14 protein-coding genes are annotated in these 12,143 nt (G+C 74.0%); 9 read left to right on the forward strand and 5 right to left on the reverse strand.

Annotation, left to right across the window (positions count from 1 at the left end):
- The first annotated feature begins 226 nt into the window (after positions 1-226).
- Complete coding sequence (locus ACERM0_RS00005) at positions 227-1,126, forward strand: hypothetical protein (protein WP_373676433.1); 900 nt, start codon at positions 227-229, stop codon at positions 1,124-1,126.
- A gap of 9 nt (positions 1,127-1,135) precedes the next feature.
- Here ACERM0_RS00005 and ACERM0_RS00010 read toward each other — a convergent pair whose 3' ends face one another.
- Entirely contained in the window at positions 1,136-2,143 is a 1,008-nt protein-coding gene (locus ACERM0_RS00010; protein WP_373676434.1) for an MBL fold metallo-hydrolase, read from the reverse strand.
- Between the two features lie 101 nt (positions 2,144-2,244).
- On the opposite strand from ACERM0_RS00010, the gene ACERM0_RS00015 reads away from it, so the two are divergent.
- Positions 2,245-2,661, forward strand: a complete 417-nt coding sequence (locus ACERM0_RS00015) for a single-stranded DNA-binding protein (RefSeq protein WP_373676435.1) — start codon at positions 2,245-2,247, stop codon at positions 2,659-2,661.
- Between the two features lie 49 nt (positions 2,662-2,710).
- On the opposite strand, the gene ACERM0_RS00020 is transcribed toward ACERM0_RS00015, so the two are convergent.
- The 4 genes from ACERM0_RS00020 to ACERM0_RS00035 form a co-directional block, all read right to left on the reverse strand.
- Complete coding sequence (locus tag ACERM0_RS00020; protein WP_373676436.1) at positions 2,711-3,730, reverse strand: succinylglutamate desuccinylase/aspartoacylase family protein; 1,020 nt, start codon at positions 3,728-3,730, stop codon at positions 2,711-2,713.
- Positions 3,727-4,218, reverse strand: coding sequence for an ATP-dependent zinc protease (locus tag ACERM0_RS00025; RefSeq protein WP_373676437.1), 492 nt, complete (start codon positions 4,216-4,218; stop codon positions 3,727-3,729). Before ACERM0_RS00025 ends, ACERM0_RS00020 begins: the two co-directional genes overlap by 4 nt.
- Positions 4,219-4,282: 64 nt before the next feature.
- Complete coding sequence (locus ACERM0_RS00030) at positions 4,283-5,146, reverse strand: rhomboid family intramembrane serine protease (RefSeq protein WP_373676438.1); 864 nt, start codon at positions 5,144-5,146, stop codon at positions 4,283-4,285.
- Positions 5,143-5,481, reverse strand: a complete 339-nt coding sequence (locus ACERM0_RS00035) for a sterol-binding protein (RefSeq protein WP_373676439.1) — start codon at positions 5,479-5,481, stop codon at positions 5,143-5,145. The genes ACERM0_RS00030 and ACERM0_RS00035 overlap by 4 nt, the downstream gene beginning before the upstream one ends.
- A gap of 183 nt (positions 5,482-5,664) precedes the next feature.
- Here ACERM0_RS00035 and ACERM0_RS00040 point away from each other — a divergent pair, with 183 nt between their 5' ends.
- From ACERM0_RS00040 to ACERM0_RS00070, 7 genes are all read left to right on the forward strand, one after another.
- On the forward strand, positions 5,665-6,423 hold the full coding sequence (locus ACERM0_RS00040; protein ID WP_373676440.1) for a dihydrofolate reductase family protein: 759 nt from the start codon (positions 5,665-5,667) through the stop codon (positions 6,421-6,423).
- A gap of 60 nt (positions 6,424-6,483) precedes the next feature.
- Complete coding sequence (locus tag ACERM0_RS00045; RefSeq protein WP_373676441.1) at positions 6,484-7,308, forward strand: phasin family protein; 825 nt, start codon at positions 6,484-6,486, stop codon at positions 7,306-7,308.
- Entirely contained in the window at positions 7,305-7,469 is a 165-nt protein-coding gene (locus tag ACERM0_RS00050) for a hypothetical protein (RefSeq protein ID WP_373676959.1), read from the forward strand. The genes ACERM0_RS00045 and ACERM0_RS00050 overlap by 4 nt, the downstream gene beginning before the upstream one ends.
- Positions 7,466-8,296, forward strand: coding sequence for a TlyA family RNA methyltransferase (locus ACERM0_RS00055; RefSeq protein ID WP_373676938.1), 831 nt, complete (start codon positions 7,466-7,468; stop codon positions 8,294-8,296). Before ACERM0_RS00050 ends, ACERM0_RS00055 begins: the two co-directional genes overlap by 4 nt.
- Complete coding sequence (locus tag ACERM0_RS00060) at positions 8,293-9,162, forward strand: NAD(+)/NADH kinase (RefSeq protein WP_373676442.1); 870 nt, start codon at positions 8,293-8,295, stop codon at positions 9,160-9,162. Before ACERM0_RS00055 ends, ACERM0_RS00060 begins: the two co-directional genes overlap by 4 nt.
- A 101-nt stretch (positions 9,163-9,263) precedes the next feature.
- The gene (recN, locus tag ACERM0_RS00065) at positions 9,264-10,946 is read left to right on the forward strand and encodes a DNA repair protein RecN (protein ID WP_373676443.1); all 1,683 of its coding nucleotides are present in this window, start codon (positions 9,264-9,266) and stop codon (positions 10,944-10,946) included.
- 221 nt (positions 10,947-11,167) lie between these two features.
- The gene (locus ACERM0_RS00070; protein ID WP_373676444.1) at positions 11,168-11,962 is read left to right on the forward strand and encodes a hypothetical protein; all 795 of its coding nucleotides are present in this window, start codon (positions 11,168-11,170) and stop codon (positions 11,960-11,962) included.
- The last annotated feature ends 181 nt before the right edge of the window (positions 11,963-12,143 follow it).

Consider the following 12,143-nt stretch of genomic DNA (forward strand, 5'->3'; position numbering starts at 1 on the left):
GACGTTGAGGCCGCCCACCGGGCGGCCTCAACGCATTCCCCGCCCTCCGCGACCCGCCGCACCCGCCAGCCAGGCGACGCGCCCCCGTCCGGCGCGGGCGGCTCGGGCGGCTCGGGCAACCCACGATCGACACCGGGCGTCCGTTCGCACGTCGTGGTCGTCTAGCGTGCCCGGGCGCACGTACCGTGCCTCGCCAACTGCTTCGCACCCACAGGAGGACGCGTCCGTGCCCGAGGGCCAGTCATCCGAGCGTCGCAACCGCGGCGGCGGTCAGCAGCGCCGCGGGCGCGAGACGCCGCAACGTGACCGTCGGCGCGACTCTCGCGGCGGCGAGGCCGAGACCGGCCGCTCGCTCGGCGCACCCACCGGGGCCCGCGCCCCGATCGGGCTCGATCGCGCCCGCTCGCGCGCCGGCGCGCCACCGCGTCCCGGGCGCGAAGCGGCTGCGCCGCCGCGGCCCGAGCTGCCCGAGGACGAGGAGCCGCAACTGCCCAAGGGCGTGCGGCGCGAGATCGACCGCGTCATCGGCAAGAACCGGCGGGGTCGCGAGATCGCCCTCGCGCTCAGCATCGGGGCCGCGGCCATCGAAGAGGAACGTCTCGACGTCGCGCTCCCGATGCTCGCCTGGGCCAAGCACGAGGCGCCGCGCATCGCGGCCGTCCGCGAGGCCTACGGCGTCGCGCTGTACCTCGAAGAGCAGTACCCCGCAGCGCTCAGCGAACTGCAGGCCTACAAGCGCATCACGGGCAAGGTCGACCAGAACCATCTGATCGCCGACTGCCTCCGGGCGCTCGAGCGCGGGGTCGACCGCGTCGTCGACGCGGCCGCGGCCCTCGCCAACGCCGACGACGCCCCCGAGGACCGCCGCGCGGAAGCCGCCATCGTGTGGGCCTCGGCGCTCGCCGACAGCGGGGACGTCGGCGCCGGGCGCGCCGTGCTGCGCAAGTACCTCGCCCGCATCGGTGCCGGCAGGGCCGAGCACGTGCTGCGCGTGCGCTACGTCGCGGCCGAGCTCGCCGAACGCGACGGCGACGCGGCCGAGGCGCGCGAGCAGTTCCTCACGATCCGGGCGGCCGACCCGGACTTCCTCGACGTCGACGAGCGGTTGGCCAGCCTGGACGGGTGAGCGGACCCGTCAGCCGACGTCCGTCAGCGTGCCCTCGTCGCGGCGCTGGAAGTAGCGCACGAGACCGGCGGCGTTGGACGTGTAGCCGGAGAGCAGCTCGATCCGGTCCTCGGCGTGAGGGTCGTCGGCGACCTGCGTGAAGTCGAGCTCGCTGGCGAAGCGGTGCTGCAGCGTCTCGGCGACGTGGTCGAGCTCCGTCCCGGTCGGACCGCCGGCGATGGCGTGGCGGTAGGCCGACTCGGCGGTCGCCGCCCACAGCCGTAACCGGTCCTCGGCCTCGGCCAGGGCCGCGTCGGGCGGGTCGACCGGGCCGTAGTGCGCCAGGTAGACCCGCGACGGCTCGCGCTCCCGGTAGCGCGCCAACGAGCGCAGCGCCGCCTCGAGGTGGAAGTCCGCCGGCGGGGTCGCCGGCCGGATGTGGGTCATGCCCGGCAGCTTCACCCCGACCGAGTCGCCGGAGAAGATCGCGCCGGTCCCCGAGTCGTGGACGCCGACGTGGTGCTTCGCGTGTCCCGGGGTGTACAGCAACTCCAGTTCGCGCCCGCCGCCGAGGTCCAGGCGGTCACCGTCGTCGACGCCGAGGAGCCGGTCGCGCTCGATCGGCGTGCAGTCGCCGTAGACCTCGTCGTACAGCGCGCCGTAGACCCGCCGGGAGGAGACGTTGAGCCGCGCGGGCTCGTGCAGGTGCGGGGCGCCGACCTCACTGACGACGATCCTGGCGTTGGGGAACGCGGCCGCCAGGTCGCCGGCACCGCCGGCGTGGTCGAGGTGGATGTGGGTGAGCACGACGTAGGCGAGGTCGTCTGGATCGAAGCCCAGCGCCCGCAGGCCCGCGATCACGGACGCGATCGACTTCGCCGGCCCGCACTCGATCAGCGCCGGTCGCGGGGCGGTCAGCAGGAACCCGGCCGTCACCGTGTCCATGCCGCCGGTCAGCGTGTCGAGCGCGACGACGCCGTCGTCGTAGCGCTCCGCGGGCGAGGGGACGATCTCGACGGCCTCGTCGTCGGTGTGCATGGGCTCCCTTTCCACAGCCCGATCGAGACTAGTGACCGCCTCGCGGCCCATGCGCTCTACCGTCCGCCGCCTCGCGAGGACACGACGTTGCAGGAGCGATGATGAGCACGCAGCAGGCGGCGACGGCCAACGACGGTGCCGAGGGTTGGGCCGTCAACGAGGTCCGGATCATCGGCCGGGCCAGCGGTGAGCCGGAGCGGCGGACCCTGCCGTCGGGCGACGAACTCGTGCTGCTGCGCGTGGTCGTGCCCCGGCCGGGTGGCGGCGCGGACACCGTGCCCGTCAGTGTCGGCCCGGCGCCCGCGCGGGGCCGGCCCGGTCCGGGGCAGGTCGGCCGGCGCCTGCTCGCCGACGCGCAACGGCTGCCGGCGGGGGAGCGGGTGGAGGTCACCGGCGCGCTCCGGCGGCGATGGTGGCGCACGCCAGGCGGCGGTCCGGCCAGCCGCATGGAGGTCCAGGCGGCGTCGGTGGCGCGCGCCGCCGGCACGTCCGTGGACGAGACGTCGGTGAACGGGTGAGGTCACCGCTCCTCGGCGGCGCAGCCCGGCATGTCCCGCGGACGGGGTGTCACGGCTCCTCGGTGGCCTCGGGGTCCTCGTCCTCCTCCTCGCTGGGGTCGTCCTCGGCGGGCAGACGGTCGCCCGGCAGCGCGACGTGCAGGATCGCCTGACCGGGTTGCACCAGCGGCAGGGTCGTCGCCCCGATCACGAAGCCTTCCTCGGTCGCCTCGTGCGTGGCGCGTTCCTCGCCCAGCGGGCTGACGGTCGTCCACAGCGGCCGGCCCGGCGTCAGGTGGTCGCCCGCGGCGACGTGCAACTCGAGCAGGCCGCCACGGTGGGCACGCAGCCAGCGCGACGCGTGCAGCACCATCGGCGCCGGATGTGCCGGAGGAGGCGCGGCGTGGATCATCCCCAGGCGCTGCAGGACCCGCAGCACGCCCCGGAGCGCGACGTCGATGGCGTCCTCGTCGAACCGCAGCGGCCCGCCGCCCTCGTAGGTCAGCACGGACACGCCCCGGTCGCCGGCGACCTCGCGCAGCGAGCCCGGCCGCAGCCGCGCATCCAGCACGAAGGGGGCCCCGAACGCCACGGCGAGATCGTGGGCGCGACGATCGCTCGTGTCGACGCGGACCTGGGGGACGTTGGTGCGATGGTTTGCCGCCGTGTGCAGGTCGATGCCGACGTCGCTGCCGACGATGACCTCCTCCACCAGCAGCCGCGCGATCCGTGCGGCCATGGAGCCGTCGTGGGAGCCGGGGAACGACCGGTTGAGGTCGCGCCGGTCCGGCAGGTAACGCGACCCGATCTGCACGCCCAGTACGTTGACGATGGGCACCACCACGACGACCCCGGCGAGCGTGGCCGGATCCAGGCGGTCGAGCAACCCCCGGGACACGGCGATGCCGTTCAGTTCGTCACCGTGGACGGCGGCGGTGACGAACACCCGTGGACCGTCCGCCGTGCCGTTGATCACGGCCATCGGCAACGTCGTGCGGTCGCCGGTGTAGGCCTCGGACGCCGACGGGAACAGGTGGCGGCGCTCACCCGGGGCGACGCTGACCCCGGCGACGCTGATCGGTCCGTTCACGCGGTGGTCCCGCCCGCCTTCGCCGCCGCCGCACCGGTCACCAGGTACCCGTTGGCCGGGTCGACCAGACAGTGGTGCTCGAGGGTCAGACGGCCCAGCAGCATGCGGAAGATCATCCCGGTCCGGTCGGTGAGCGTGACGTCGGCGACCGTGTCCAGCGGGCCGCAGACGATCCGTGTGCGCACGACCGGCCGCCGCTCGGCACGGGCGCCGGTGTCCTTCACGATCCGGTGGCCGACGACGGGTGCCTCGATCTCGTGGTGCTCCGGCGCGTCACGGCGGCCGAGCACGACGTCGAAACGCACGACGGGGAACGGGTCGCCGTCGTGCTCGTGCTCGCCGATCTCCTCGAGTCGGGTGACGTGCAGGGCACTGGACCGGGCGCCGGTGTCGAGCTTGCCGCGCACCTCCAGCCCCCACTCCGGCAGCGACACGTGCTCCTTCCAGCCGAGCACCGGCAGCCCATTGTCGGCCGGTGGCGTCGACACGCTGCCTCCTCGATCGGGTCGGCGCAGCCTAGACGTGAGCCGCGGCGCGGCCCGAGACGTCCGGTCAGCGCCAGTTCGGCGGTGGCGGTGGCGGCGGTGGCGGCGTGTCACGACGGCGCACCGGATGGAAGGGCTCCTGGCCGCGACGCTGTCGGCCACGGTCGAGCAGGAGCACCAGCACGAGGCCGACCAGGAAGCCGGCGATATGGGCCTCGTAGGCGACGGCGTCGGTCACGGGGCTGCGCACGGCGACGTACTGCAGTGCCAGCCAGCCGGCCAGCAGCAGCCAGGCGGGCATCGCGACGATCGCGAAGAACAGCAGCCACGTCCGGATGCGCACCTTCGGGAGGACCAGCGCCAGCAGGTACAGCGGGAACGGCACGATGGTGAAGACGCGCGCCCGCGGGAACATGACGAGGTAGGCCCCGAGGATGGCGGCGATCGCGCCGGACGCGCCGACCAGCGGCGTGAGTGCGGCGACACCCGCTGCGTTGAAGAAGACGTGCCCGGCCGTGGCGGCCAACCCGCCGGCCAGGTAGAAGCCGACGAACCGCCGCCGGCCGAGCCGGTCCTCGACGTTGTTGCCGAAGATGCCGAGGAACAGCAGGTTGCCCACGAGGTGGCCCAGGCTGCCGTGCAGGAACATCGCCGTGATCGCGGACACCAGCACGCTCTTGTCGACGCCGCCGGCGGCACACTCGCCGAGCACGGCCTGCAGCTCGGGGTCCGACAGGGCGCGGCCGGTCAGCAGTTCCTGGGGGATCGCGGCCCACCGGTAGACGAACCGGAACTGCTCGCATCCCGCCAAGGTGGCCTGGTAGGCGAACACGGCGATGTTGATCGCGATGAACGTCCAGGTGACGACCGCGCGGCGACGGGTCGGGTTGACGTCCCCGATGGGGAGCACCGCGACGGCCGGCGCGATCACAGCACCGCGCGCAGTCGCAACAGGTCCGTCATGGACGCATCCAGGCGGACCCGGTTGCTGGCGTAGGCACGCGAGAAGGTGAGCTCACCGTTCGCGACCGCCAGCAGGTCGTCGGACAACATCGAGATGCGGATGTCGGCGCGGCGCGGCGGTGCCTCCTCGAGGACGATGAGCTCGCCACGGCGCCACTCGGCGTGCCGCACGTAGTCGAGGTCGGGGCAGCGTGCCTCGATGGTGCGGCGGTTGGGCAGCAGCGCCCGCACGTCCTCGTCGACCTCGCCGAACCGGTCTAGGAGTCCCCACAGCACCGCGTCGACCTCTTCGACGGTGGCCACCGTGTCGGCTCCTGTCGGTGATGGGCCATATGGAAGGCCAGACGCTAGCAGTCGCCACCGTGGCCCTTCGGGCCGCAGGGCCGGGCGGTCGGACGCCTGGTGCCCGCCCGACGGTGCGGCGCGGCGTGCCCACGGCGGTAGCGTCCGGCGAAGCCTTTTCGCGGTCCGCCGACAGGAGACCCCGTGCGCCGCCTGCTGCCCGACGTGGTCGAGGAGGATCTCGCGTCCGTCTACGACGGGTTGCGCCTGGTGGGACCGATCGGGCGGCGAGCGGGCGTGAGCCTCGGCATGGTCTCGTCGGTGGACGGCGCCGCCAGCATCGCCGGTCGCACCGCGGCACTGGGCGATGCCGCCGACCGGACGGCCTTCGGTGCCCTCCGGGCGGCCGCCGACGCCGTGCTGGTCGGCGCCGGCACCGTACGCGCGGAGAACTACGGCCCGGCGGCCGGCAGCGCCGAGCGTCGCCGCCGCCGCGAACAGAAGGGGCTGTCGGCCGCACCGCGGCTGGTGGTGGTGAGCAACGGGCTCGACCTCGATCCGGGCGCACGGCTGTTCGCCGATCCCGCGCATCCGCCGCTGTTGGCCACCAACGCCCGCGCGGCCGCGGGCAACGCGCAGCTTGGCGAGGTCGCGGAGTACCTCGTCGCCGGTGAGGAACGGGTCGACCTTCGTGAGCTGCTCCTGCAGTTGGCCGCCCGGGGCCTGGGCGCGGTGCTGTGCGAGGGAGGCCCGTCGTTGAACGCGGCACTGCTGGCCGACGACCTCGTCGACGAGCTCTACCTCACGCTCGCACCGGTCCTCGTCGGTGGCAGCGCGACCCGGATCGTCGCGGGCCCCACGGAAGCCGTGCAGCGGATGGAGCTCGCAGAACTGCGCGAGCACGACGGCGAACTGCTGCTCCGCTACCGCCGCGACTCGCTCGCACCGACCGATCGGCTGTAGACGAAGCCCGCGCAGGTGGTTGCTAGCCTGAGCCGTCGACCCGAGATGGGGGAATCCACCGTGAACGACGCGCTCCAGCGCTACATCGAGGCCGCCTCCGGCCTGACGCAGGTGACGGCCAAGAAGGCCGAACGCATCGTCAAGAACCTGGTCCGCTCCGGCGAGGCCGCCAGCGATCAGGTCGGTGACCTGGTCGACGACCTGATGGAGCGCAGCGGCCGCAATCGCGAGGCGATCATGGCCCTCGTCAAGGCCGAGTCGACCCGCGTGGTCCGCAACATGGGGCTGGCTACCAGCAAGGAACTCGACCGGCTGCAGAAGCAGGTCGCCGACCTCAAGCGTTCGCTGGGCCGCACCCAGCGCGACAGCGGTGCGGCGAAGACGTCGACCACCACCGACGGCGCAGAGGCCGCGGCGAAGACGGCCAAGAAGACCGCCAAGAAGACCGCCGGCAAGACGGCGAAGAAGACCGCGGCTGCCGTCCCTGCGGGCAAGACCGCCGCGAAGCGGACCGTCAAGAAGACCGCGGCTGCTGCCCCTGCGGGCAAGACCGCCGCGAAGAAGACCGCGAAGAAGACCGCCAAGACGGCCGCCAAGAAGACGGCCGCCAAGAAGAGCGCGGCGAAGAAGACGGCGAAGAAGACCACCGCCGCCACGGCGACGCCTTCGGCCGAGGCGACCAACGCCGGCCCCGCGAAGACGGCGGCGAAGAAGACCGCCAAGAAGACGGCCGGCAAGAAGACGACGGCGAAGAAGGCCACGGTCAAGAAGGCGGCGGCCGACGTGCGCCGTGACGCGGCCACCGGCACCGACGCGCCGCCGGAGGCCTCGCCGATCCTCGCCGAGCGGCTCGAGCAGGTCACCAACGAGGGCGACGAGTCGTGAGCGACACGCCCGACGTCGATCGCGACGTCGATCCCGCCCTGGCGGCGTTGCACGACTCGCTGCGTACCGTCGACGCGCTCCCGGTGGGGGAGCGCGTCGCGGTGTTCGAGCAACTCAACGACGGCATCGCGCGCGAACTCGCCCGCCTCGACGAGGTCTGACCGTCAGCCCGGCACGCCGGCGACTGGACGCCGAGTTGGTCCGCCGCGAGCTGGTGACCAGCCGCACCGAGGCGCAGCAGGCCATCGCGGCGGGACTGGTCACCGTGGACGGTGCGCCGGCGCTGAAGCCGGCCACGCAGGTGCATGCCGGGCAGGCCGTCGTCGTGGCCGCGCCGCCACGCCCGTACGTCTCGCGGGGCGGCGAGAAGCTGGCGCACGCCCTCGACCGCTTCGCCGTCGACCCGGCCGGGCGTCGCTGCCTCGACGCGGGCGTCTCGACCGGCGGGTTCACCGACTGCCTGCTGCAGCGCGGCGCCGACCACGTGCTCGCCTACGACGTCGGCTACGGCCAGGTCCACGAGAAGCTGCGCCAGGACGAGCGGGTGACCGTCCGGGAACGCACCAACGTCCGTGACCTGACCCCGCAGGACCTGCCGCCACCGTTGCCCGACCTGCTGGTCGCCGACCTGTCGTTCATCTCGCTCGCGAGCGTGCTGCCCGTCCTGCGGCCGTTGCTGGCGCCACCGGCCGAGGGCGTCGTACTGGTCAAGCCGCAGTTCGAGGCGGAACGCGACCAGGTCGGCAAGGGCGGCGTCGTGCGCGACCCGACCGTCTGGGGCCAGTGCCTGCGGCGCGTTGCCGAGGCCGCCCGCTCGCTAGGGTGGGAGCGGCTGGACGTCACCGCGTCGCCCCTGCTCGGCCCGGCGGGAAACGTGGAGTTCCTGATGCACCTGCAGACCGACGCCACCTCGGCCCCGTCGCTCGACGAGGTCGTGGCCGCGGCCGTCGACGAGGGCCGCCGGCGCCGAGCGGACGCCCGCCCGTGAAGATCGGGCTGGTGGTCCATGCCGGACGCGACGCCTCGATCGCGGCCGCCGCGCAGGCCGCCCGCCTGCTCGACGACCTCGGCGTCAGCGTGGTGGTCGCCGACGGCGCGGCCGACGACGAGGCGCCGCCGGTCGACCCCGCCGGGATCGCCACGCCCGTGTCGGCCGAGCGGTTCGCCGACGGGCTGGACCTGGCGATCTCCTTCGGTGGGGACGGGACCTTCCTGCGCGCCGCGCACCTGTGCCGCGACGCCGACGTGCCGGTGCTGGGCGTCAACCTCGGCCGCCTCGGCTTCCTCGCCGAGGTCGAACACGACGAACTGACACAGGCGCTCCGTGAGGTGACCGAAGCCGGCTTCGAGGTCGAGCCCCGGCCGACCCTGGAGGTTCGCGCCCACGGCCCCGACGGCGCCGTCCTCGCCACCGGGTGGGCCCTCAACGAGGTGGCGCTGGAGAAGACCGCCCGTCAGCGGTTGCTGCTTATGGACGTGCACGTCGCCGACACGCTGTTCGCCAAGGTCCCCGCCGACGCGTTGATCGTGGCCACCAGCACCGGTTCGACCGCCTACGCGTTGTCGGCCGGCGGCCCCATCGTCTCGCCCCGCGTGCCCGCCATGCTGGTGGTCCCGGTGGCGCCGCACACGCTGTTCGACCGCACGGTCGTCGCCGCGGTCGACGAGGAGATCCGGGTCGAGCTGGTCGCCGAGCAGGCCCCGGCGGTCGTCTCCTGCGACGGCCGTCAGCCGGTCGTGCTGGAGGCCGGTGGCTACGTCACCGTCCGCGGCGACGGCCGCGCCGTGCGGCTCGCCCGTGTCGACGCGCTCGACTTCTACGAACTGGTGCGCCGCAAGTTCGGTCTGCGCTGACGCGCGCCGGTCGTCCCCAGCCGGTGACGCGGCGTCGGACGGTCTGCCCGGGAGGATCGGTAGCCTCCCGTCCGGTGCGGTCCGTGACACAGGAGCGGTAGGTGCTCGACGAGCTCCACATCCGGGGTCTGGGGGTCATCGAGGACGCCGTCCTGCAGCTGTCGCCCGGCCTGACGGTGGTGACGGGCGAGACCGGGGCCGGCAAGACCATGCTGGTGACGGCGCTGCAACTGCTGCTTGGCGCGCGTGCCGACACCGCGCTCGTCCGCGCCGGCGAGGACGTCGCGCTCGCGGAAGCGGTGGTCAACCCCGCGCCGCCAGAGGCCGCGGACTGGTTGCGGGACGGGGACGACGTGCTGATCGTGGCCCGTGAGATCCCCGCCGACGGCCGCTCACGCGCACGCGTCGGCGGACGTCTCGCCCCCGTCTCCACGCTGGCCGACGTCCTGGGCCGACACGTCGAGGTGCACGCGCAGCACGAGCACCATCGGCTCACGCGGCCCGAGGTGCAGCGCACGCTGCTCGACCGGTTCGCCGGGGATCCGCATGCACGGACGCTGACGCAGTACCGCGAGGCCCACCGCGCCTGGCGCGAGCTGGCCGACCGGCTGCAGCGTCTGGAACGCGACGCCCGCGAGCGCGCCCGTGACCTCGACCGGATGCGCTTCGAGGTGGCCGAGATCGACGCGGCCGAGTTGGATCCGGACACCGACGCGGCCATCGACCAGGAACTCGAGCGGCTCGCCAACGCCGAGGACATCCAGCTCGGTGCGGCGACGGCCGCACAGGCGCTGGGCAGCGACGGTGCGGGCGAGCCGCTGGGCGTGGCACTGGACGCCCTGCGGCGGCTGCCGGTCGACGAGCCCGACGTGGAGTCCCTGCGCGAGCGCGCGACGGCGATCGCGGCCGAGGTCGCCGAACTGGCCGCCGACACGCGGGCCTACGGCGAGGGGGCGGCTGCCGATCCCGAGCGGCTGGCACACCTGCAGGAACGCCGGCGGGTGTTGGGCAACCTGCTGCGCAAGTACGGCGCCGATCTCGCTGCCGTGCTGGCCTACGCCGACGAGGCCCGTGCGCGGCTGACCGCCCTCGAGACCGAGGAGTCCGACGCCGGACAGCTCGAGCAACGTGTCGCCGAGGCGCGCGGCCGCGTGCTGGAACTCGCTGGCGACGTCCACCGCGGGCGGTCGCTGGCGGCGGCCCGCCTGGCCGAGGCGGTCGACGGCCATCTCGCCGACCTCGCCATGCCGCATGCCAGGTTCCAGGTCGCGGTCGAGTACGACGAGGACGGCGACCCCGGCGCCGAGGGCCTCGATCGGGTCACGTTCCTGCTGGCCGCCAACCCGGGTGAGCCGGCTCGACCCGTCGCCCAGGCCGCCTCCGGGGGGGAGCGCTCGCGGGTCTCCCTCGCGGTCGAGGTGGCACTGGCCGACGTCGACGACGCCCGCGTGCTCGTGTTCGACGAGGTCGACGCCGGGATCGGCGGGGCGACCGCCCTGGCCGTGGGGGAGAAGCTGGCGCGCCTCGCGCGGGGTGCCGACGGGCGCGCCCGCCAGGTGCTGTGCGTCACGCATCTCGCGCAGCTGGCGGCGTTCGCCGACGTCCACCACGTGGTCGAGAAGGGCGTGGCGGGCGGACGGACCGTCACGACGACGCGGCGTGTCGCCGACGACGACCGTGCCGGCGAGCTCGCGCGCATGCTGGGCGGCGACGCGACGGCCGACGCCGGCCTGCAGCACGCCCGCGAACTGCTCGCCCAGGCCCGCCAGCGCCGGGCCGGCTGACGCGCTCCGCCAGCGCGTCTGCGGCAACCGCGCGAGGCGATGGTCCGACGCGCGTCGCGCGTACGCGTCGGCCGCCGCCTGGCGACGGTGATCGAACGTAGGTACCGTTTCCGGCCGCTGCGATGCCCGCCGGCACCTCTCGTGCCTCTCGGGTCCCACACGCTGGAGACCATGCCGTCCGGTGGCGTCGCAGCTTCCCCGTGTCCCCGCCCGGGAGCCTCGTGCTGTCTCGTCCGGTCTTCCGCCCTGCCCGCCGCCTGCGCGCCACCGGCGCCCTGGCCGTCACCGCCGTGGTCCTGCTCGTCCTGCCGCCCCTGGTCGCCGCCGAAGCGGGTGAGCGGGGCGCCGACGCCTCCGCCCCCGGGGTCGGCGTCGCCGGACCGGTCGCCGGCGCTGCGGCCGCGACCGATGGCGGCTCCGGGGACGCGGGGTCCACCGAGGACGATCCCGACCGCGCCGCGGCACTGCCGGCCGTGTTCGCGCGGGTGAAGGGGCTCGACCTGCGACTGCCCGCCGACGACGTCGTGGCGCACGGTTTCCACGAGGCCGCCGGCTCGGGCCCGCTGGTCCTGCGCCCCGTCGGCACCTGGGAGGAGCGGGCCGACGCGAACGGTTTCGACCCCGACGACGCGATCGCCGACGCGGACGGGCCCGGTTACCTCGTGCTCCCCACCCGTGGCCGGGCGCAGCATCCGACCAGCGCGGCCGACGTGGTCCTGGAGATCGACGAACCGGTCGTCGCCCCGGTCGACGGGCGCGTGACGAAGGTCGCCGACTACCGCCTCTACGACGAGCACGACGACCTGCGCATCGAGATCCGGCCCCACGACGCGCCGCATCTGCGTGTCACGCTGCTGCACGTCGAGGGCGCCGAGGTGAAGCAGGGCGACGACGTCCGCGCCGGTGACCTCGTCGCCGCCCGCGCCCGGCTCTTCCCGTTCCCCAGCCAGATCGACCGGTTCGTCGGCGCCGCACTGCCGCACGTCCACGTCGAGGTCTCCCACGAGGACGCCTGACGGACGGCTGCTGCGGCCGCGGCCTTTCGATTCGCGGACGGGTGATGCCACAGGACCTTGCCCCACCGGACTAGATTCCCGGTGCCGACGCCACCTGGCGTCGGCACCGTGCTGTCGGGCAGAGGAACGCACGCTGAGCCGCTCTCGTCACTGGTTCGGACGCCGTCGCTCGCGTGCGCCG

Source organism: Egicoccus sp. AB-alg2, assembly GCF_041821065.1.
GTDB lineage: Bacteria > Actinomycetota > Nitriliruptoria > Nitriliruptorales > Nitriliruptoraceae > Egicoccus.

Bases quoted from the DNA above. Each gene is read 5' to 3' on its own strand.
- ACERM0_RS00010 (WP_373676434.1), bottom strand. From the start codon at position 2,143: ATGCACACCGACGACGAGGCCGTCGAGATCGTCCCCTCGCCCGCGGAG.
- ACERM0_RS00015 (WP_373676435.1), top strand. From the start codon at position 2,245: ATGAGCACGCAGCAGGCGGCGACGGCCAACGACGGTGCCGAGGGTTGG.